This is a genomic window from Actinoplanes sp. NPDC024001 (genome assembly GCF_040638955.1).
Lineage (GTDB): Bacteria > Actinomycetota > Actinomycetes > Mycobacteriales > Micromonosporaceae > Actinoplanes.
In genome coordinates this window covers 1-18829 of the sequence record NZ_JBEZZB010000186.1, presented here as the reverse complement: position 1 = coordinate 18829, position 18829 = coordinate 1, and the positions used below count along the sequence as shown (strand labels likewise).

Here is an 18829-nt window from a genome sequence, read left to right as displayed (position 1 = left end):
TCGTCCCAACCCTGCACCTGCTCAACCGTGACCACGTCCGGGAAACGATCCAGAACTACTCGAAGTAGTGATCCGCCGTAGCAGTACTAGGAGGGCTTGGTAGCGTGGTCGTCAGGTAGCGGCGCCCACTGGCTATGCCGCGGCGAGGAACTGTGTCCGATCACGATGACGACCAAGCCGGTCAGCGCGACCCAGCGGTGGCGGGCCATGAGCGTGCGGGCGCCGAGCGGGCGCACGTGGCGGACCAGCGGGACAGCGCCGCGGACGAGCGGGATTGGCTGGCCGACGAACGTGAGCATGCCGCCGACCGCCGGGAGCTGATCGCCGACCAGCGCGAGGAGCTCGCGGATGCCCGCGAGGACCGGCTCAACGAGCGGCAGCGCCACCTCGATGAGCGCGCTCGCGGTCTACGGATCACCGCGGGTCACCGGCTCCAGGACAGCAGGGAGACGCTCGACCTGGCGCACGCGGCGCTGGAACGCTCGGAGCAGCGGTTGGAACGCGCCGAGGCTGCCCTGCGCGCCAGCGCCAGCCGGACGGACCGGGAGCAGGCCGAGATCGATCGGGAGACGGCGCGCAGCGGCCGCGAGGTGGACGGCGACGCGCAGCCTGATCCGTGACATGCCGTGCCTCAGCGCGTCGAGATCGGCCGGGAACTCAGCCGCAGACGGGTGCCGGTGGCGTCGGTCATGACCTCGAGGGTGGGGCATGCCCGCCGGATGACGGACAGGCCGCTCGCGCCGTTGCGGGCGGGGGCGGGGGAGTCCGGGGGCAGGCCGGCGCCCTGATCGCTGATCTCGCAGCACAGCCGGTCGGCGGATCGCCACAGCAGCAACTGCCCGTGCCCTCCGGCGTGCCGGACCACGTTGGTGACCGCCTCGTGCACCGCCAGGACGAACAGGTAAAGGCGGTCGCCGTGCAGCCCCTGGGCATGGCTGAGGTATTGGACCTGCCGGCGTACGTCGATGACCGTGCGGCGGCCGAACCAGCTCACCAGCAGGGCTTGGCCGGGGCGGTCCGGCGCGGCGGCCGCCGGACGTTCCCCGGTGTTGCTGCCGCCGTCCGGCTGCCGGGCGCGGGCGAAAACCGTGGCCAGGTCGAGGTCGAGGCGTTCCAGGGTGAGGAGTTCGGTGACCGCGGCGGCGAACACGGACGCGGCCTGTCCGGTGCTGTTCCAGGAGCCCCGCAGTGATCGGTACAGGTCGACGGCGCCGTGATGGTGGACTCCGCCGGCGTGCAGGGGCAGGGCGTACAGGGCCCGGACCCCGGCGGCCCGCACGCCCGGCGTGAACCGGGGCCATCGCCGCGCCCACGACTCGTCGTCCAGGTCTGCGGCCATGACGGAGGCGCGGGAGGCGGACACGTCACGACAGGGACCCTCGCCGAGTGTGTACTGCAGCTCCTCCATCCGGGCGCTGGCCGGATCACTGCTGAACCGGACCTGCGGCAGGACATCGTCACCGGCGGAGAGGCCGAGGCCGGCGACGTCGGGCAGCAGCGCCGGTGCAGCGCGGCAGAGCCGGGTCACGTCCGGACCGTACGTGCTCACCAGTGCCCACACCTGTTCGGCGTACCCGTCCGGAGCGGATGCTGCGTGCGGTGTCGGCATGCTGCCTCCCGGAGGACTTGCGCGACGCCTCCTTCGGCAAGGGTAAGCGGGTCGCTCCGGGCCCTGGCGCATCGCTGACCGACAGTGCCCGCGGGGGGAACCCAGGAAACCGCCGCGAGGTCACCGTGAAGAGTGACGTCACCACCCGGGCCGCCCGGAACGGTAACGGGGTAAGTCGAGTTTTGAGTGTGTCATTTGTCGATGTCGGAGATCGATCGCCTTATCTGCGCATAAATGGGACAGGATTTCTCAACCATTGATTGGTGTACAACAGGTTGTTATCGTTAACGGCCGCTTGGGGTGGATCTTCAATACGTCCTACGAATCCGTGCTTTCAGGGAGTTTCGGCAAATGCGCAGACGTACCCTCATGACCCTCGGCGCAGCCGGGCTCGTCTCGGCGCTTCCCGGGTGTGCCGACGGTGACGAGGGCAAGGTTCCCGAGGCGCCGAAAGGGCCCATCGTCCTCGGCTTCTCGCAGGTCGGGTCGGAGAGCGGCTGGCGGCTCGCCAACACCAAGTCGATCCAGAGCGCCGCGCGCAACAACCGGATCGACCTGAAGTTCTCCAACGCCGAGGGTGATCAGGCCAAGCAGATCGCGGCCATCCAGTCCTACATCGACGCGCGGGTCAACGTGATCTCCTTCGCCCCGGTGGTGGAATCGGGCTGGGACGACGTGCTGCGGCGAGCCCGGGATGCCGGAATTCCGGTCGTTCTCACCGACCGCATGATCAACACCAAGGACGAGTCGCTGTACGTCAGTTCGATCGGCGCGGAATTCCTTTCCGAAGGCAATCTCGCCGCGCTTTATCTCGGCCTGGACTTCGCCGCCGCGGCCGGTCCCGTGAATGTCGTCGAGTTGCTCGGCACGCCCGATTCCACCCCGACGAAGCAGCGGTCCGACGGTTTCGCGGCCACCATCGCGCGGGAGGGCAAACTGCGGGTCGTCGACGCCGAGACGGGCAACTGGACCCAGGCCGGCGGCGCGACGGCGATGCGCAAGCTGCTGCGGCGGCAGAAGAAGATCGACGCGGTGTTCGCGCAGAACGACGAGATGGGCCTGGGCGCGGTCGCGGTCCTCAAGGAGCAAGGCCTCAAACCCGGCACCCAACCGCGGATCGTCACCGTGGACGCCACCCGGGCCGGCCTCAAGGCGCTCGCCGACGGCGACCTCAACTACGTGGTCGAGTGCAGCCCGGAGATCGGCAGCCAGCTGATGTCCGTCGTCGTGGACCTGTACCTCGGCGGCAGCGTCCCCAAGCGCATCGAGTCGCAGAAGAACGTCTTCAACCGTGACACCGCCAAGGACGCCCTGCCGACCCGCACCTACTGACCAGCCTCCCACCGCCCCCGGCGCCGGGCGTAGGGTGCCCAGCCATGGGCGGGATCACGAACGTGGACAGGCTCGCGCTGCCCGAGCCGTGGCGCAGACCCGGGATGCTGGATCGCGAGACGATGCTGCGTCAGCAGCTGCCCGTGAACATCGCCTGGTGGAACGCCGAGATCACCCGGCTCGGGCTGCCCGGCGGCCCGGTGTCCGGCGAGACCGGCACGTCGATCAGCCGCCGGTTCATCCTCGACCTGAACCCGGACGAGCCCGACGCGGACCTGCGCCGGCTCTGGCACGCCCTGGCCTGGGGCACCGGACGCAAACCCCGGCTGGGCCTCAAGCGCCTGAAGGCGGTCGCCGCCGACGTGCCGGCCGCGCGGGCGGCGCTCGCCACCGCGGGCGCCCTGGCCCACCACAATCCGCGGGACGCCTACGCGACGCTGCAGCCCGGCCGCCGCTACACGATCAACTATCTGGGCTCGGCGTTCTTCACCAAGTTTCTCTACTTCTGCCCGGGCGCGACCGTCGAGAAGCAGGCCCCGATCCTCGACGACCGGGTGGCCCGCGCCCTGCGCGACCACGGCTGGGCGAGCCTGCGCACCGGCGGCTACTGGCCGGCCATGACCTACGAGCGGTACTGCCGCCTGCTGACCCGCTGGGCGAACGAGGCCTCCGCCCACCAGGGACGGCCGGTGTGGCCCGACGAGATCGAGAGGTGGCTGTTCGGATCCGCCCGTTGAGGGGGCATAGTTGACCGACCAGCCGGTCAGGAAGAGCTGACCAGCCCATGTGTTTTGATCATCCGGCGTGGCAACGTCGGCGGCCACACACGTCGCAGGCCTCTGGGGGGATGGCATGAACGTGGACGATGAAGTTCGTGGTGCGTTAGCGCAGATCGAGAGCGCCGCCGCGCTCTACGCGGTGACCGAACACCACATCAGCCGTTACCAGTCGGTGCTGTCCGGCTATCACCCGGCCGACCGCGACACGTACGCGTGCGCCCGCCTCGACGCGATCCTCACCCGCACGGCCTTCGACCACCGCACCGAATGCGACGGCGTCGGCTGCCGCACCTGCGACGGCCTGCACGAGGCGCTGACGGTGGCGGTCGCCTCGGTCCGCACCATGCTGGACAGCGACGAGGGCCGCAGCACCCACGACTGACCGCCGCGCGGCGGCTGGTTGCCGTCCCCGCCCTGCTCACCGGGCCGGGCGCGGGGCCGAAGCCGGCCCTGCAACGCTGCCAGCGCTGAACTCAGAAGTTGACCTTCACGCCGATGGCCTGGCAGGCGGTGGTCAGATCGGCGTTGAGCTCGGTGAAGTTCGCGTCGGCGGCGACACCGATCGGGTCGGCGGAGGCGGCGGCCTTGCCGATCTCGTCGGTCAGCTTGCGGGAGGCGCTGGTGACCTCGCTGTCTCCGGCGGAGGCGAGCGCCTTGGTCGCGGAGTCGTGAAACTTCGTGAAGACCTTCTTCGCGTCGGCCGGCAGGACGCCACCCTCGGACTGCTGAGCGTTGGTGAGGTCGGTCACCATGGTCTTGCCCGCGATGTTCATCGTCTTGCACAGGGTCGCGTCGTCGACCGCGCTGTCCGTGGTGGCCGCGACAGCGGCGGGGGAGGCCGGCGCGGGGGCCGCGGCCTTCTCGTCGTCGGTGCCGCTGCACGCGGCGAGAGCCGCCAGGCAGGTGCAGAACAGGGCGGCGGGCAGAATCCGGTAACGCTTCACGGTTACGCACGGTAGCCGACGGTGTTGACCGGCTGCCAGTAGAGTCTGGGTCCGTGGTGGATCACGCGTCTCTCGGACAGGAAGCCATGCGCCGGCTTCGGCTGCGCTCGGTCTGCACGATCGAGCCCGGTCTCACCGGCGCCGAGTCCGAGCGGATCGAGCGCGAGTTCGGCTTCGAGTTCGCCGCGGACCACCGGGCCTTCCTCGCCGCCGGCCTGCCGGTCAACGCCGGCCGCCGGCCACCGCCGCCGGGCGTGATCGAGGCGTATGCCGAGCCGTGGCCCGACTGGCGGCACGGCGACCCGGACAGGTTGCGCGGCGCGCTCGACCGGCCCCGCGAGGGGGTGCTGTTCGACGTCGAGAAGAACGGCTTCTGGTACGACGCGTGGGGCCCTCGCCCCGACCGCACCGCGGATGCCGTGGCGACCGCGACCGCGAAGCTGCGCGACGTGCCCACGCTGGTGCCGGTCCACGGCCACCGCTATCTGCCGGCCGGCCGGTCGCTCACCGGCCACCCGGTGCTCTCCGTCTGGCAGACCGACATCATCTTCTACGGCGTGGACCTGGCCGACTACATCGACCACGAGTTCGGCGGCGCCACCGCCCCCGGCGCCGAGCCGGTGGCCACCGTCGACTTCTGGCGCGACCTGGTCTGATGGCGCGCGCCGACCGATGGGGGGCAGGAGAGTCAAGACCGCAAGGGGTACGTGACGCCGGTGAGCCGCTCGGAGAGGTGCCACAGTCGGGTGGCCGTGCCGGTGTCGTGCAACGCGGGCTCGTGACCGCGCAGGGTCGGCTCACCGCGGAACTGCAGCAGACCGTCCGGAACCACGAAACTGCCGCCGGGGAGATCGGGTGCTGTGGCCGCGTACAGAGACGTTTTTGCTCCCTCCGGCGCCGGCCGGAAGGCCGCGCGCATGATCAAGCCGATGATGGCCTGGTAGGCGCGGCCGCGGCTGCCGTTGGCGCCGCCGGTTAGCACGTTCGTGCGGGTGAGGCCGGGTGCGACGACCATGCTGCGCAGCGGCGCGCCGGTGGCGTCGGCCCGGCGCTGCAGCTCGGCGGCGAAGAAGAGGTTGGCGCGCTTGGACATCATGTAGGCGTCGCCGGGCCGGTAGCCGCGTTCGGCGTTGAGGTTGGCCAGGTCGAAACGGACGTAGCGGTGGCCCTCGCTGCCGACCGTGACGACGCGCGGCCGCGGCGCGGCGAGCAGGTGTGGCAGCAGCAGGCCGGTCAGCGCGAACGTGCCGAGATGGTTGACCCCGAACTGCGACTCGAACCCGTCGGCGGTCACCGCGTAGGGCACCACCGCGATCCCGGCGTTGTTGACCAGCAGGTCGAGGCGCCCGTGGTCCCAGCCGGCGGCGAACTCGCGGATGGAGGCCAGGCTCCCCAGATCCACCCGGCGCAACTCCAGGGAGGCGTGGGGCAGCTCCCCGCGCATCCGGGCGAGCGCCGCCGCCCCGCGCTGCGGGTCACGGCAGGCCAGCACCACGTGCGCGCCGCGGCGGGCCAGCTCGCGGGCGGTGACGAAACCGATGCCGCTGTTGGCCCCGGTCACCACGGCCACGCGCCCGCTCTGGTCGGGAATGGCCTGCAGTGTCCACACAGGAGAGGAAGCCATGCCGCTGACCATCGCCGCAACGCCTACACCTTGGCAAGCCCTCCGGTGCGCACGCACCACTCGATCAGCAGGTCGTCGTTCTTCGAGTTGTTGCAGCCGCGGCAGGCGGGAGCGAGGTTGCCGATCGCATGGCGGCCGCCGAGCGCGACCGGGATGACGTGGTCCATCTCGAGCGGCAGGCCCTGACGGGGGAGGCCACGGAACGCATGCCGATCATGATGCCGGCGAGGTACGACAAGGTCGGTTCTCAGCCCGGCAGCTTGTCTGTTCCCACCGGCATCAGAAGCCGGCCACGGTGGAGCGAACGCGCCGACCAGCCGTCAGCGGCGTTGCCGGGCCATCCACTGCCAGATGTGGGTGCCGTCGATGGCGGGATCGTTGCGGGCCACATAGATCCACGACCAGTGGCCCGGGAACCGGTAACCGTTCCAGACCACCTGCTCGTAGAGCGTCATGAGCGACCCCGGGATCAGGTCGTGCGCGTGGATCGTGTTCGGCTCGGGCGGCACCGTCGTGTCGTCCAGGGATGTGACCAGCCAGGTCGGCGTCGTGATCGAGCGCAGTTCGGCGTCGGTGATCAGGGGCTCGTCGCTGCCGCGGAACGGGGCGACCACGCCGCAGATCGGCACCGAGGCGGCGAACACGTCGCGGTAGACGGTGGTCATCTCCATGCTCATGTAGCCGCCGTTGCTGCAGCCGGCCACGTAGATCCGGTCGCGGTCGACCGGGTTTCGGCGCGCCACCTGCTGGATGATCTCCCGGATCAGCGGGGCGAAGCGGGGGCCGTCCTCGATCCAGTACGACGTGCTCTGCGGCGCCACCACATAGGCGCCGCCGAAGATGCGCTGCGCCTCCCGGGTGGCGAAACCCAGCGCGCCGCGGTTGGCCCGCAGCGTGGTCTCGTTGTCGTAGTAACCGTCCGGTAGCGAGGCGCCCTCGCCGCCGCCGTGCAGCCAGACCACGAGCGGGCGCCGGCCGCGGCCCCGGTGTCCGGGGGAGTAGAGCCGGTATTTCATGCCGGAGCCGGAGACGTGGTAGCTGAACGCGTCCACCTCGGGATTGGACAGCCGGCCCTGCACGAACCGCGTGAACGTGATCGGCTTGCCGCTGCGCAGGGTGATCGGCGCGTTCTGCGTGATCGTGTAGACGAGGTCGAGCCGCACGTTCCGGCCGCGGCTCACGATGTAGCCGAGGGTGCCGCCGCCGAGCTGGCCCTCGCCGTGGCTCAGGTCGAGCACGATGTTGCCGCGGCGGTCGAGCCGGGCGGCGGTGACCGGGCGGTCCAGGTCGTACTCGCTGTAGATCAGCTCGCCGGGTGCGAGGGGGATCGGGCTGGTGGCCCTGGCGTGCACGCTGAACGTGCCGGTGGTCAGGCCGGCCGGATCGATCGGGCCGAGCCGGGCGGTGTCGAGGGTGACCGAGGTGACCTGCTCACCGCCGTCGAGCACCTCCGCGTCGAGCCGGAACCGCACGCTGGTCCGGTGGCCGCCGCCCGCTCGGGCGGCGGCGCCGGGAAGGGTCAGTCCGGTGGCGGCGCCCGCGCCGGCGGCCAGGAGCGTACGACGACTGATCGACCGGTCCATGCCGACTCCTCTGTGACGACAGAGTTGCGAAGCAGTGAAGTCGGTCTATCACAGATCCGTCGCGGCGGCGAGACGTGCGGCCAGCGCCCGGATGTGTTCGACCAGCTCCGGCGGCTCGTGCACCCGGAAGTCGAAGCCCTTGCCGGCCACGTAGACGGCCAGCTCGTCCAGCGAATGGGAGCCGGCCCGCAGCGTGCAGCTGTGCTCGTCGATCGGCTCCAGCGTCCCGGTCGTCGGGGCGATCCGCTCGGCCGCGGTCTCGGCGCTGACGTGCAGGGTGAACCGGGCCTGGTAGCGGTACGCCGACGTGGAGATCGCCCGCGAGGTGTAACCGCTCAGGTCCGGCTCGGGCGGGGTGCGCGGGGTGAACCGGGGGCCGGCCGGGATGCGCGGTTCCAGCCGGTCCACCCGGTAGGTGCGCCAGTCCTGGCGGTCGACGTCCCAGCCGACCAGGTACCAGCGGCGGCCGGTGTGCACGAGGCGGTGCGGCTCCGTCGTACGGATGCTGGTTGTGCCGTCGTGCCTGCGGTAGTCGAAGCGCAGCCGCAGGGAGTCGCGGCAGGCCGCGGCGATGGCGGTGAGCGTGGCCGGGTCGGCGGTCGGGCCGGCGCCGGCCATCGGCACCGTCACCGACTGCAGGGCGTTGATCCGATGCCGCAGCCGCGACGGCAGCAGGCGTTCGAGTTTGGCCAGCGCGCGTACCGAGGTCTCCTCGATCCCGGTGATCGAGCCGCCGGCGGCCGTGCGCAGGCCCATCGCGACGGCGACGGCCTCGTCGTCGTCGAGCAGCAGCGGTGGCACGTCGGCGCCGGCGCCCAGCCGGTAGCCGGCGGCGCCGGCGGTGGCGAGCACCGGATAGCCGAGGCCGCGCAGCCGGTCGATGTCGCGGCGGACGGTGCGCGGGGTGACCTCGAGGCGCTCGGCCAGCTCGGCGCCGGACCAGTCGCGGCGGGTCTGCAACAGCGACAGCAGGCGCAGCAGGCGCGCCGATGTCTCCAACATGGAGAACAGCTTAGGACCGATCCTGACCTAGCCGGTCCGTAGATTCGAGGCATGGAGAAGCCATTCACCATCGACATTCCGCAGTCTGACCTCGACGACCTGCGTGACCGGCTGGCCCGGACCCGGTGGGGCACGGACCTGCCCGGCGTGGGCTGGAGCCGCGGGGTCCCGGTCAGCTATCTGAAAGGGCTCGCGGAGTACTGGCGGGACGGCTACGACTGGCGCGTCCACGAGCGCAGCTGAACCGGTATCCGCAGTTCACCACCGAGATCGACGGGCAGACCGTCCACTACCTGCACGTGCGCTCCCCCGAGCCGGGCGCGCTGCCGCTGATCCTGACGCACGGCTGGCCCGGTTCGATCGTCGAGTTCCTGGACGTGATCGGCCCGCTGAGCGACCCGCGTGCGCACGGCGGCGACCCGGCGGACGCCTTCCACCTGGTGATCCCGTCGATCCCGGGCAGCGGATTCTCCGGCCCGACCCGTGCGGCCGGCTGGGACACCAGCCGGGTGACCAGGGCGTTCGCCGAGCTGATGGACCGGCTCGGCTACGACCGCTACGGCGCGCAGGGCGGCGACACCGGCGCGGTCGTCGCGCCGGGGCTCGGCCGGCTGCACCCCGACCGGGTCGTCGGTGTGCACGTGAACGGGGTCTCCGCGTTCACCCCGATCGAGCCGGAGGAGATGGACAGCCTGACCGAGGCCGAGCGGACCCGGCTGCGGCACCTGGAATATCTGTCCACCGAGCAGTTCGGGTATGTGGCGATCCAGATCAGCCGGCCGCAGACGCTGGCGCACGCGCTGCACGACAGCCCGGTGGGACAGCTGGCCTGGATCGTGGAGAAGTTCAAGGAGTGGACGGATCCGGCCGCTGAGCTGCCCGAGGACGCGGTCGACCGGGATCTGCTGCTGACCAACGTGATGGTCTACTGGCTGACCGGCACGGCCGGGTCGTCGGCCAACAGCTACTACGAGACCGCGCACGCCGGGGCGTGGAGCGCGAGCGAGCGGTCCACGGTGCCGACCGGGGTGGCGGTGTTCCCGCTGGACGTGTCGATCCGGCGCACCGTGGAGCTCGAACACAACGTCGTGCACTGGTCCGAGTTCGACCGCGGCGGGCATTTCGCGGCTATGGAGGCTCCGGACCTGCTCGTCGGTGACGTCCGGGAGTTCTTCCGGAAACTACGCTGACAGGAAGCGGTGCAGGGCCTCGGTCAGGTCCTCCGGGTTCTCCTCGGCCTGGTGATGGCCGGATTCGATCGGCTCGCCCCGCAGGTCGCTCGCCCACGGGCGCCACACGGCGAGGGGGTCGCCGTACAGATCCTCCATGTCGTCGCGGGTGGACCAGAGCAAGAGCGTGGGGCAGCGGACGCCGCGACCGGCTTGCCGGTCGGCCTCCTCGTGCTCGCGGTCGACGCCGAGGCCGGCGCGGTAATCCTCCAGCATGGCCCGCACCGTCTCCGGGTCGTGGATGGCCGCGCGCAGCTCCGCGTAGTTCTCCGCGCCCATGCTCTCCGGGCGTGCGCTGTACCAGGCGTCCGGGTCGGCCATGATGGCCCGCTCGGGCTTCTCCGGCTGGGCGAAGAAGAACCAGTGGTACCAGTCGTGGGCGAACTTCGCGTCGCACCGGGCGAGTGCCTCGCTGATCGGCACCCCGTCCATCACCACCAGGCGGCTGACCGATTCCGGATGGTCCAGTGCCAGCCGCAACGCCACATAGCAGCCGCGGTCGTGCCCGGCCACCGCGAACGTCGCGTGCCCCAGCGCCTTCATCAGCTGGACCAGGTCCGCGGCCACCGCGCGTTTGGACTGCTGCGAGTGGTCCGGAAGGATCCGTGCCTTGCCGGACTGCCCGTAGCCGCGCATGTCCGGGCACACCACGGTGAAACCGCGCGCCACCAGCCGCGGCGCGACCCGGTGCCAGGTCGCCCCGGTGCGCGGATGCCCGTGCACCAGCAGCACCGGCGGCCCCTGCCCGGCATGCCGGACCCGGAGCTCCACCTCGCCGACATCGATCCGCTCGTCCGTGAAATCGTCGAACACGTCAGGCTTCTTGCCCCCACGCGTGCGGAAGGAACCACCACCATGCGAGTCGTGCTGATCGGCCTCGGCGGCACCATCGCGATGACCCGCACCAGCAGCGGCGTCGCGCCGGGCCTGACCGCGCGCGACCTCGCCGACGCGATCCCCGGCCTGCCGGACCTGCACGCCGTGCACACCTTCCGCAGCCTGCCCGGCGCGTCGCTGACCGTCGAGGACATCCTGGACCTCTCCCAGGCCCTGACCGGGCATTTCCAGGACGGCGCCACCGGCGCCGTCGTCACGCAGGGCACGGACACGATCGAGGAGACCGCGTACGTCCTGAGCCTGCTGCACCCCGGCGACCAGCCCATCGTGGTCACCGGGGCGATGCGCAACCCGACTGTGGCCGGAGCGGACGGCCCGGCGAACCTGCTCGCCGCGGTGACCGTCGCCGCCGCCTCGCCGGCCCGCGGTCTGGGCGCCCTGGTGGTGCTGGCCGACGAGATCCACGCCGCGTCCCGGGTCCGCAAGACCCACAGCATGAGCCCGGCGACGTTCGCGTCCCCGAACGGTGGCCCGCTCGGCTACCTCGTGGAAGGGCAGGTTCGCCTGGTCAACCGCCCGGTGTCCCGCCCCACCGTCCCGTTCCCGGCCCGGGACCGTCCGCTGCCCCGGGTCGGCGTCCACACCGCCACCCTCGGCGACGACGGCGCCCTGCTTCCCCTGCTCGCCGACCGGCTCGACGGCCTGGTGATCGCCGGTTTCGGCGTCGGTCACGTCCCCGAACCCTGGGTGCCGCACCTGGAGGCCGCCGCGACCCGCATCCCGGTGGTCCTCGCCTCCCGCACCGGCGCCGGCTTCACCGCCACCGGCACCTACGGCTTCGCCGGCTCGGAGAGCGACCTGCTGCGCCGCGGCCTCATCCCGGCCGGCGGCCTCGACCCCTACAAGGCGCGGCTGTTGCTGCAACTCCTGCTGGCGACCACGGAGCGAGACGGCGTGCGGGCCGCTTTCGAGGCCGCGGCTAGCTGACCCGCCGGCCGGCCTCGTGCAGGCGGGCGGCCAGGGCCGCCACCTCCGCCCGCAGCTCGTCCGGCGTCTCCACGGTGAAGTCCCAGCCGAGACCCGCGAGCATCTGCGCCATCCCGTCCAGGCGTTCGGCGCGGGCCGTCAATCGCACACCCGCATCGGTACGGCTGAGCGTCGCCACCGTCGGCGGGATGCGCCGGCGTGCCTGCTCCAGGTCGGTGTGCAGCAGCACCGACACCTCGTGCCGCCAGGTGCCGGTGGCGAGGCCGGCCGCGACGTGGGCGGCCGGGTCGAAGCCGGCCGGCACCTCGAAGGTGCCGTCCAGTGGGGTGGCCCCGCTGATCCGGTCCAGGCGGAACGTGCGCATCGCCGCCCGGTCGTGGTCGTGCCCGGTGACGAACCACCTGCCACCGTGGAACACCAGCCCGTACGGATCGAGCCGCCGATCGACCGGCTCGCCGCCCCGCTTGAGATAGCTGAACGCCACCGGCCGGCGGTCGCTGGCCGCCCCGGCCAGGGTGAGCAACGTGCCGGTGGCGGTGTTCGCCGCCGGTGCCGGCCGGTTGGCTACGAAGTCCAGGGTGGACAGCAGAGCGTCGGTGCGGGCGCGCAGCGCCTTCGGCAGCACCCGCTGGATTTTCGCGAGGGCGGTCTCACCGGCCGTCGCGGTGGTGGCCAGGCCGATCCGGCGGCCGGCGACGAGGCCGAGCAGCACGGCGAGGGCCTCGTCGTCGGTGAGCATCAGCGGCGGCAGCCGGTAGCCGGGAGCGAGGTGGTAGCCCCCGTAGCGCCCGCGCCGGCCCTCGACCGGGATGCCCAGGTCGACGAGGTGTGCCGCATAGCGCCGGACCGTGCGCTCGTCGACGCCGAGCCGCTCGGCGAGGTGCCCGACGGTGTGCCCGGCCGGGGTCGCCTGGAGCAGTTCCAGCAGGCCGAGGACCCGGCCCAGCGATTGTGGCATGGGCCACACTTTATACCGGGCGGATTCCGCCCGGTATTCGGCCTACCGTCAGGGGCATGACGACATACGTACTGGTTCCGGGGTTCTGGCTGGGTGGTTGGGCGTGGGACGAGGTGGCCGCGCCGCTGCGGGCCGAGGGGCACGACGTGCACCAGGTCTCGCTCTCGCTGGCGGCGGGCACCACGGTGGCCGACCACATCGACCAGCTCGTCGACCTGCTGAGCGGGCTGCGGGACGTGGTGCTCGTCGGGCACAGCTACGGCGGGATGCTGGTCACCGCGGCCGCCGACCGGGTGCCGGAGAGGGTGGCCCGGCTCGTCTTCGTCGACTCCGGCCCGCTGCCCGACGGCATGTCGCAGGCCGACTTCGACGGTGCGCCGCCGCAGGCGGTCGACGGCATGGTGCCGGTGCCGCAGGAGGCGCCGCCGGTCGCTGAGGGCTTCGACTGGGCGGTGGTGCGCGAGCGCGGCCGGCCGCAGCCGATCGCCACCGCGATCGACCCGGTGCACCACGGTGAGGCGTGGCAGCGGCTGCCGCTGACCGCGATCATGTGCTCGTTCACCGAGGCGCAGGTGCGCGAGATGGCGCCGATGGTGCCCGCGTTCGCGCTGATGGCCGGCGACAACTGGACCTACCACGAGCTCAAGACCGGGCACTGGCCGATGTTCTCCGAGCCGCGCGCGCTCGCCACGCTGCTGTCGTTTGCCCAGGGCTCGGCAGGGTAGTTGCGATCTTGACACCTTCGCCGTAGGGGCGGGGACCGCGCGAAAGGGCTGTTTCGGTGCCTGTTGATCCCATGCCGTCCGATCCCGACCGGTATCCGCCGCTCGACCCCGGCGCACCGATCCCGGACGACCCGGGCGAGCTGTCACCGGACAGCCCGGACCCGCTGCCCCCGCCGCCGACCGAGCCGGTGCCGGTCGAGCCGGTGCCGGCCGAACCGGACCCGACGCCTCCCGACGCGGTGCCGGAACCCGCCTGACTTAAGTACGGCCGGCGCCTGCGACTTTCGGACGGGAGATCATCGGGACCCTGAGCCGATGAGTTCGGCCGCCTCGGTCGCGACGATGGCTGCATGAGATCGAACCGGCTCGTCCCCGTCGGCCTGCTGGCGCTCAGCGCGATCCCGGTGCTCGCCGGCGCCCTGCGCCTGACCGAGCTGGCCGGCGGCGGTCCGGGCCTGCCGGACGACCGCGTGCTGGCAGCGCCCGTGCCGCTCGCGCTGCACATCGTCAGCGCCACCGTGTTCAGCGCGCTCGGCGCGTTCCAGTTCGTCCCGGGCCTGCGGCGCCGCCGCCGGTGGCATCGGCTGGCGGGCCGCGTCGTGCTCCCGGCCGGGCTGCTGGCCGCGCTCAGCGGCCTGTGGCTGGCCCTGTTCCTGCCGCCCGGGGCACTCGACAGTCACACCCTGGCGGTCGTACGCGTGGTGGTGGCCGTGGCGATGACCGGGTCGCTGGTCCTCGGTCTCGCCGCGATCCGCCGGCGCGACTTTCCCCGGCATCGCGCCTGGATGATCCGCGGATACGCGCTCGGCCTCGGCGCCGGGACGCAGGCCTTCACGAACGCCGCCTGGCTCGCCGCGGCCGGCCCGCTCACCACGACCGGCCGGACCGTCACCCTGACCGCCGGCTGGCTGATCAACATCGCGGTGGCGGAGTGGATCATCCGCCGTCCGCTCCGGGGTAGCGGCGCGCCAGCACGTCCAGGGCGAGCCGCCCCCAGGCGAGGTTCTCCCGTTCGAAGCTGATCCCGCGCTGCAACGTCAGGTACGGCCCGATCCGGTTGCCGGTGGCCAGGAACTCGTCGTGGCTGCGCGGCCCGAGGATCTCCGCGAGCGACCGCTCGTAGGTCTCCAGCCGGTGCCGGCTCTTGTCCAGCTGGGCGTGGATCGACCGGCGGACGCTCGGCACGTCGGCGTGGGCCAGCGCCTCCACCTGGATCAGCAGCTCGTCGCGGACGGTGGTCGGTTTCGGCTCCCGCCGGGTGAAGGCGAGCAGCGCGGCCCGCCCGCTGTCGGTGACCGAGAAGAGCCGCTTGTCGGGCCGCTTGTCCTGCTTGACGATGCGGGCCGACAGCAGGCCGTCGGACTCCATCTTCTCCAGCTCGCGGTAGAGCTGCTGCGGCGTGGCGGTCCAGAAGTTGGCCACCGAGGCGCTGAACCTCTTGGCGAGGTCGTAGCCTGACGACTCGCGGTCGATCAGCGCCGCCAGCAGCGCGTTCCTCAGTGCCACGCAGGCATCCTATGGCGCTCAGGCGCGGGGCCGGAACGTCGGTGTGCTCGTGGTGACGACCGCCTTGCGCAGGATCCTGGTGTTCGGCAGCCGCAGCAGCCGGATCTGCTCGCGCCGTTCCCGGGCGAAGGTGCGCCGGGCACTGGCGGTCAGCGCGCCGTCGATCAGCCGCTTGGCGGCCGCGATCGCGTCCGGCGACTTGGCGCGCAGCGTCTCGGCGAGGGCCAGCGCCGCCGCGACCGGGTCGTCGTGCACCTCGGTGACCAGGCCGAGCCGCCGGGCCTCGGTGCCGCTGAACTCCTCGGCGGTCATCGTGAGCCGCTTCGCCACGTCGGCGCCGACCAGCTCGGTGAGGCTGCGGATGCCGCTCATGTCCGGGATGATGCCCCATTTGCCCTCCAGCACCGACCACCGCGAGTCCGGGGTGGCGAACCGGAAGTCCGCGGCGAGGGCGATCTGGATGCCGCCGCCGAAGCAGTGCCCGTGCACGGCCGCGATCACCGGGACCGGGATCCGCCGCCAGGCCCAGCAGGCCTCCTGGAAGCGGTTGGTGCCGCGCCACGGCGCGGGGATGAAGGCCCGCACGATGCGGCCCGGCGTACGCAGCACGGTGGCCATGTCCAGCCCGGAGCTGAACGAGCCGCCCTCACCGGCGATGACGACGGCCCGCAGCGTACGGTCGCGGCGCAACGCCCGCGCCGTACGGATGAGCTCGTCGATCGTGTCGAGGGTGAGCGCGTTGAGCTTGTCCGGCCGGTTGAGCCGGACGTGTGCGATCCCGTTGTCGACCTTGCAGGTCACGTATTTCATGGTCGGCTCCACAGCGGTCAGAGGCGGGCGGCGAGTTCGGTGGCCTGTTTGATCGCGCGCTTGGCGTCGAGTTCGGCGGCGACGTCGGCGCCGCCGATGACGTGCACCCGGACGCCGCGCTGCTCGAGGGGTTCGACGAGGTCGCAGACCGAATCCTGACCGGCGCAGACCAGCACGGTGTCCACGTCGAGCACCCGGGTCTCGCGTGCCGACTTCGGGTCGCGCGGGTTGGCGGGCACCGAGATGTGCAGGCCGTCGTCGTCGATGCGCAGGTATTCCACGGCGCTCAGCATGGTCACGCCGGAGTCCTGCAGGGTGGCCCGGTGCACCCAGCCGGTGGTCTTGCCCAGTCCCTTGCCCGGGGCGCTCGCCTTGCGCTGCAGCAGATGCACCTGGCGCCGGGGCGGCGACTTCACCTTGGTGGCCAGGCCGCCCGGCGCGGTCTGCGGGTCGGTGACACCCCACCGCCGCATCCAGTCCGCCAGGGGTTCGTGCTGGTCGTGCAGCAGGTACTCGCCGGCGTCGAAACCGATCCCACCGGCCCCGATGATCGCCACCTTCTCGCCGGCGGTCGCCTCGCCGCTGATCACCTGCTGGTAGGTGAGCACCTTCGGGTGCTCGATGCCCGGGATGGCGGGGATCCGCGGCTGCACGCCGGTCGCCACGACCACCTCGTCGAAGGCGGCCAGCTCGTCGGCCGTGGCCCGCCGCCCGAGGTGCAGCACCACCCCGCGAACCTCGATCATGTGCCGGTAGTAGTCGAGGGTCCGGGCGAACTCCTCCTTGCCCGGGATCCGCGCGGCCAGCCGGAACTGCCCGCCGATCTCGCCGGCCGCCTCGAACAGCTCCACCCGGTGACCCCGGCCGGCCAGCTCGATCGCCGCGGCCAGGCCGGCCGGTCCGGCGCCGGCCACGGCGATGCGCTTGACCGTACGGGTGGGCAGCAGCACGAGCTCGGTCTCGTACCCCGCCCGTGGGTTGAGCAGGCACGTGGCGCGCTGGTTGCGGAAGGTGTGGTCCAGGCAGGCCTGGTTGCACGCGATGCAGGTGATGATCTCGCGTTCCCGGCTCTGCACGGTCTTGGCGACCCAGTCCGGGTCGGCCAGCAGCGGCCGGGCCATCGACACCAGGTCGGCGTCGCCGGCGGCGAGCACCTGCTCGGCGGCTTCCGGCCGGTTGATCCGGTTGGAGGCGATGACCGGGACGGTCACCTCCTTGCGCAGCTTGCCGGTGACCCAGGCGAACGCCGCGGGCGGCACCGAGGTGACGATGGTCGGCACCCGGGCCTCGTGCCAGCCGATCCCGGTGTTGAAGATCGACACACCGGCGTTCTGCAGCTCGCGGGCCAGCTCAGCGGTCTCCTCCCAGGTCTGGGCGTTGTCGACCAGGTCGAGCAGGCTGATCCGGTACTGCACGATGAAGTCCTCGCCGGCCAGCTCCCGGGTGCGGCGCACGACCTCCAGCGGGAAGCGCATCCGCTTCGCGGCCGAGCCACCCCAGGCATCCGTACGGTCGTTGGTCCGCGCCGCGAGGAACTGGTTGATCAGGTACCCCTCCGAGCCCATGATCTCGACGCCGTCGTATCCGGCGCGGCGGGCCAGCAGCGCGGACCGGGCGAACGCGGTCGCCGTGCGATCCACCTGCCGGCTCGACATCGCCCGCGGCCGGAACGGCGTGATCGGCGACTTCCGGTTCGACGCCCCCAGGCTGAACGGGTGGTACGAGTACCGCCCCGCGTGCAGCACCTGCAGCAGGATCTTGCCGTCGTGCTGGTGGACGGCGTCGGTCACGACCCGGTGGGCGAGGGCGTGGCTCTCCCGGGTCATCCGGCTGCCGAACGGCGCCAGCCAGCCGCGCCAGGTCGGGGCGTAGCCGCCGGTCACCATCAGCGCGACACCGCCGCGGGCCCGCTCGGCGAAGAAGGCCGCCAGCTTCGGCAGGTCGCGGTGCCGGTCCTCGAGCTTGGTGTGCATCGAGCCCATGACGACACGGTTGCGCAGCACCGTGTGGCCGAGGTCCAGCGGGCTCAGCAGATGCGGATAGCGGCTAGCGGCGTCGTCGGCGCTCGTCATCGAACTCCCTCGTTCCGCCCGCGATGGACGCGAGCGAGCGCCACTATACAAAAAGTTGCATAGTAAAAATAGTTACTAGGTAGCGCATGGCTACTTGCCCCGGCGGGCAAGATGAGCAGCATGCTGATGCACCCGATCCGCCTCACCGCCGGCGCCGGGCTGCTGTGCGCCGCGCTGGCAGCATGCGATTCCGGCACCGACTCGGCCGCCGCGCCGGCCGGCTCGTCGTCGGCGGCGCCATCCGTCACCACCAGCGCCGGCGCCCCGCCGACCGGCATCCCGGGCGCCGCGCTGCTGCAGCCGGCGGACGTCTCCGGCGCTGAACCCGTGCCGCTGGAGAAGGGCGAGCTCTCGCACGTGCGCCCGCTGCGCCCGTGCGGCGACGATCCCTACCCCAGCGACGACACCCGCACCGCCGCGGTCGCCGTCCGGTACGTCATGGAACCGACCGCGGACGGCAAGGCGCCGACCGTGATCGCCGAGTTCGTCGGCCGGCACACCCCCGGCGACGCGGCCGGCCAGTTCGACGAGGTGCAGGCGGCCCTCGAGCGCTGCCCGGGCGGGCTGGGCGAGGGCGAACGGCAGTGGAAGGTCCTCGGGACCGGGCTCGCCGGTGACGAGTCGGTGCTGGTCCGCATCGATCAGAAGGTCAGCTACGCCGACGAGAAGCCGGAGACGGTCAGCCACTACGCGGCGCTGGCCCGGGTGAACGACGCGATCGTCGTGGTCACCGACCTCGGCTGGGAGGACATCGGCGGGTCGGAGGAGATGGTCCGCGGGCTGATCGGCAAGGCCGCCGAACGGGCCGGGACGATCGGCTGAGGCGCGCGGC

21 protein-coding genes and 1 pseudogene are annotated in these 18829 nt (G+C 71.8%); 11 read left to right on the top strand and 11 right to left on the bottom strand.

Annotation, left to right across the window (positions count from 1 at the left end):
* The first annotated feature begins 152 nt into the window (after nucleotides 1-152).
* Nucleotides 153-620, top strand: a complete 468-nt coding sequence (locus tag AB0F81_RS43425; RefSeq protein ID WP_360208560.1) for a hypothetical protein — start codon at nucleotides 153-155, stop codon at nucleotides 618-620.
* An 11-nt stretch (nucleotides 621-631) separates the two neighbouring features.
* Here the strand turns inward: AB0F81_RS43425 and AB0F81_RS43420 are convergent, their stop codons facing one another.
* Entirely contained in the window at nucleotides 632-1609 is a 978-nt protein-coding gene (locus AB0F81_RS43420; protein ID WP_360208557.1) for an ATP-binding protein, read from the bottom strand.
* 351 nt (nucleotides 1610-1960) lie between these two features.
* Between AB0F81_RS43420 and AB0F81_RS43415 the strand changes: the two genes are divergently transcribed.
* The 3 genes from AB0F81_RS43415 to AB0F81_RS43405 all read left to right on the top strand — a co-directional run bounded on the left by AB0F81_RS43415 (nucleotide 1961) and on the right by AB0F81_RS43405 (nucleotide 4102).
* Nucleotides 1961-2941, top strand: coding sequence for an ABC transporter substrate-binding protein (locus AB0F81_RS43415; RefSeq protein ID WP_360208554.1), 981 nt, complete (start codon nucleotides 1961-1963; stop codon nucleotides 2939-2941).
* A gap of 44 nt (nucleotides 2942-2985) precedes the next feature.
* Entirely contained in the window at nucleotides 2986-3678 is a 693-nt protein-coding gene (locus tag AB0F81_RS43410) for a hypothetical protein (protein WP_360208551.1), read from the top strand.
* Nucleotides 3679-3793: 115 nt separating this feature from the next.
* Nucleotides 3794-4102 carry a hypothetical protein gene (locus AB0F81_RS43405; RefSeq protein WP_360208549.1) on the top strand — a complete coding sequence of 103 codons (309 nt, stop codon included), beginning with the start codon at nucleotides 3794-3796 and terminating at the stop codon, nucleotides 4100-4102.
* Nucleotides 4103-4193: 91 nt separating this feature from the next.
* On the opposite strand, the gene AB0F81_RS43400 is transcribed toward AB0F81_RS43405, so the two are convergent.
* On the bottom strand, nucleotides 4194-4664 hold the full coding sequence (locus AB0F81_RS43400; protein WP_360208547.1) for a hypothetical protein: 471 nt from the start codon (nucleotides 4662-4664) through the stop codon (nucleotides 4194-4196).
* Nucleotides 4665-4750: 86 nt separating this feature from the next.
* Here AB0F81_RS43400 and AB0F81_RS43395 point away from each other — a divergent pair, with 86 nt between their 5' ends.
* Nucleotides 4751-5320: a hypothetical protein gene (locus AB0F81_RS43395; RefSeq protein ID WP_360208544.1), complete on the top strand. Its 570-nt coding sequence runs from the start codon at nucleotides 4751-4753 to the stop codon at nucleotides 5318-5320.
* A 32-nt stretch (nucleotides 5321-5352) separates the two neighbouring features.
* On the opposite strand, the gene AB0F81_RS43390 is transcribed toward AB0F81_RS43395, so the two are convergent.
* From AB0F81_RS43390 to AB0F81_RS43375, 4 genes are all read right to left on the bottom strand, one after another.
* Complete coding sequence (locus AB0F81_RS43390) at nucleotides 5353-6288, bottom strand: oxidoreductase (RefSeq protein WP_360208541.1); 936 nt, start codon at nucleotides 6286-6288, stop codon at nucleotides 5353-5355.
* 23 nt (nucleotides 6289-6311) lie between these two features.
* On the bottom strand, nucleotides 6312-6455 hold the full coding sequence (locus tag AB0F81_RS43385; RefSeq protein ID WP_360208538.1) for an HNH endonuclease: 144 nt from the start codon (nucleotides 6453-6455) through the stop codon (nucleotides 6312-6314).
* Nucleotides 6456-6608: 153 nt separating this feature from the next.
* On the bottom strand, nucleotides 6609-7871 hold the full coding sequence (locus AB0F81_RS43380; RefSeq protein ID WP_360208535.1) for a PHB depolymerase family esterase: 1263 nt from the start codon (nucleotides 7869-7871) through the stop codon (nucleotides 6609-6611).
* Between the two features lie 48 nt (nucleotides 7872-7919).
* On the bottom strand, nucleotides 7920-8873 hold the full coding sequence (locus AB0F81_RS43375) for a YafY family protein (protein WP_360208532.1): 954 nt from the start codon (nucleotides 8871-8873) through the stop codon (nucleotides 7920-7922).
* A 51-nt stretch (nucleotides 8874-8924) separates the two neighbouring features.
* Between AB0F81_RS43375 and AB0F81_RS43370 the strand changes: the two are divergent.
* Nucleotides 8925-10063: pseudogene (locus AB0F81_RS43370) on the top strand (epoxide hydrolase family protein).
* Here AB0F81_RS43370 and AB0F81_RS43365 read toward each other — a convergent pair.
* Entirely contained in the window at nucleotides 10055-10915 is an 861-nt protein-coding gene (locus AB0F81_RS43365; protein WP_360208529.1) for an alpha/beta hydrolase, read from the bottom strand. The pseudogene AB0F81_RS43370 and the gene AB0F81_RS43365 sit on opposite strands and share 9 nt — an antisense overlap.
* Before the next feature lie 42 nt (nucleotides 10916-10957).
* On the opposite strand from AB0F81_RS43365, the gene AB0F81_RS43360 reads away from it, so the two are divergent.
* The gene (locus tag AB0F81_RS43360; protein WP_360208526.1) at nucleotides 10958-11926 is read left to right on the top strand and encodes an asparaginase; all 969 of its coding nucleotides are present in this window, start codon (nucleotides 10958-10960) and stop codon (nucleotides 11924-11926) included.
* Here AB0F81_RS43360 and AB0F81_RS43355 read toward each other — a convergent pair.
* Nucleotides 11919-12884: a YafY family protein gene (locus AB0F81_RS43355; protein ID WP_360208523.1), complete on the bottom strand. Its 966-nt coding sequence runs from the start codon at nucleotides 12882-12884 to the stop codon at nucleotides 11919-11921. The genes AB0F81_RS43360 and AB0F81_RS43355 overlap by 8 nt on opposite strands.
* Nucleotides 12885-12940: 56 nt before the next feature.
* Between AB0F81_RS43355 and AB0F81_RS43350 the strand changes: the two genes are divergently transcribed.
* From AB0F81_RS43350 to AB0F81_RS43340, 3 genes are all read left to right on the top strand, one after another.
* Nucleotides 12941-13609: an alpha/beta hydrolase family protein gene (locus tag AB0F81_RS43350; protein WP_360208520.1), complete on the top strand. Its 669-nt coding sequence runs from the start codon at nucleotides 12941-12943 to the stop codon at nucleotides 13607-13609.
* Between the two features lie 71 nt (nucleotides 13610-13680).
* Nucleotides 13681-13866, top strand: coding sequence for a hypothetical protein (locus AB0F81_RS43345; RefSeq protein ID WP_360208517.1), 186 nt, complete (start codon nucleotides 13681-13683; stop codon nucleotides 13864-13866).
* A 93-nt stretch (nucleotides 13867-13959) separates the two neighbouring features.
* Nucleotides 13960-14631, top strand: a complete 672-nt coding sequence (locus tag AB0F81_RS43340; protein WP_360208514.1) for a DUF2306 domain-containing protein — start codon at nucleotides 13960-13962, stop codon at nucleotides 14629-14631.
* Here AB0F81_RS43340 and AB0F81_RS43335 read toward each other — a convergent pair.
* Genes AB0F81_RS43335 through AB0F81_RS43325 form a run of 3 tightly spaced genes read right to left on the bottom strand, consistent with a single transcriptional unit; the run spans nucleotide 14546 to nucleotide 17997 of the window.
* Nucleotides 14546-15115 carry a PadR family transcriptional regulator gene (locus tag AB0F81_RS43335; protein ID WP_360208511.1) on the bottom strand — a complete coding sequence of 190 codons (570 nt, stop codon included), beginning with the start codon at nucleotides 15113-15115 and terminating at the stop codon, nucleotides 14546-14548. The genes AB0F81_RS43340 and AB0F81_RS43335 overlap by 86 nt on opposite strands.
* An 18-nt stretch (nucleotides 15116-15133) precedes the next feature.
* Nucleotides 15134-15925 (bottom strand): crotonase/enoyl-CoA hydratase family protein, encoded by a 792-nt coding sequence (locus AB0F81_RS43330; RefSeq protein WP_360208508.1) that lies wholly within the window; start codon nucleotides 15923-15925, stop codon nucleotides 15134-15136.
* A gap of 17 nt (nucleotides 15926-15942) precedes the next feature.
* Entirely contained in the window at nucleotides 15943-17997 is a 2055-nt protein-coding gene (locus AB0F81_RS43325) for an NADPH-dependent 2,4-dienoyl-CoA reductase (protein WP_360208504.1), read from the bottom strand.
* 120 nt (nucleotides 17998-18117) lie between these two features.
* Here AB0F81_RS43325 and AB0F81_RS43320 point away from each other — a divergent pair, with 120 nt between their 5' ends.
* The gene (locus AB0F81_RS43320) at nucleotides 18118-18819 is read left to right on the top strand and encodes a hypothetical protein (RefSeq protein WP_360208502.1); all 702 of its coding nucleotides are present in this window, start codon (nucleotides 18118-18120) and stop codon (nucleotides 18817-18819) included.
* Nucleotides 18820-18829 lie beyond the last annotated feature (10 nt).

Coding starts and splice junctions, on each gene's coding strand:
- AB0F81_RS43420 (WP_360208557.1), bottom strand. CDS start 1,609: ATGCCGACACCGCACGCAGCATCCGCTCCGGACGGGTACGCCGAACAG.
- AB0F81_RS43380 (WP_360208535.1), bottom strand. CDS start 7,871: ATGGACCGGTCGATCAGTCGTCGTACGCTCCTGGCCGCCGGCGCGGGC.
- AB0F81_RS43395 (WP_360208544.1), top strand. CDS start 4,751: ATGCGCCGGCTTCGGCTGCGCTCGGTCTGCACGATCGAGCCCGGTCTC.
- AB0F81_RS43320 (WP_360208502.1), top strand. CDS start 18,118: ATGCTGATGCACCCGATCCGCCTCACCGCCGGCGCCGGGCTGCTGTGC.
- AB0F81_RS43360 (WP_360208526.1), top strand. CDS start 10,958: ATGCGAGTCGTGCTGATCGGCCTCGGCGGCACCATCGCGATGACCCGC.
- AB0F81_RS43345 (WP_360208517.1), top strand. CDS start 13,681: ATGCCGTCCGATCCCGACCGGTATCCGCCGCTCGACCCCGGCGCACCG.
- AB0F81_RS43410 (WP_360208551.1), top strand. CDS start 2,986: ATGGGCGGGATCACGAACGTGGACAGGCTCGCGCTGCCCGAGCCGTGG.
- AB0F81_RS43340 (WP_360208514.1), top strand. CDS start 13,960: ATGAGATCGAACCGGCTCGTCCCCGTCGGCCTGCTGGCGCTCAGCGCG.
- AB0F81_RS43405 (WP_360208549.1), top strand. CDS start 3,794: ATGAACGTGGACGATGAAGTTCGTGGTGCGTTAGCGCAGATCGAGAGC.
- AB0F81_RS43375 (WP_360208532.1), bottom strand. CDS start 8,873: ATGTTGGAGACATCGGCGCGCCTGCTGCGCCTGCTGTCGCTGTTGCAG.
- AB0F81_RS43330 (WP_360208508.1), bottom strand. CDS start 15,925: ATGAAATACGTGACCTGCAAGGTCGACAACGGGATCGCACACGTCCGG.
- AB0F81_RS43415 (WP_360208554.1), top strand. CDS start 1,961: ATGCGCAGACGTACCCTCATGACCCTCGGCGCAGCCGGGCTCGTCTCG.
- AB0F81_RS43355 (WP_360208523.1), bottom strand. CDS start 12,884: ATGCCACAATCGCTGGGCCGGGTCCTCGGCCTGCTGGAACTGCTCCAG.
- AB0F81_RS43385 (WP_360208538.1), bottom strand. CDS start 6,455: ATGGACCACGTCATCCCGGTCGCGCTCGGCGGCCGCCATGCGATCGGC.
- AB0F81_RS43350 (WP_360208520.1), top strand. CDS start 12,941: ATGACGACATACGTACTGGTTCCGGGGTTCTGGCTGGGTGGTTGGGCG.
- AB0F81_RS43390 (WP_360208541.1), bottom strand. CDS start 6,288: ATGGCTTCCTCTCCTGTGTGGACACTGCAGGCCATTCCCGACCAGAGC.
- AB0F81_RS43325 (WP_360208504.1), bottom strand. CDS start 17,997: ATGACGAGCGCCGACGACGCCGCTAGCCGCTATCCGCATCTGCTGAGC.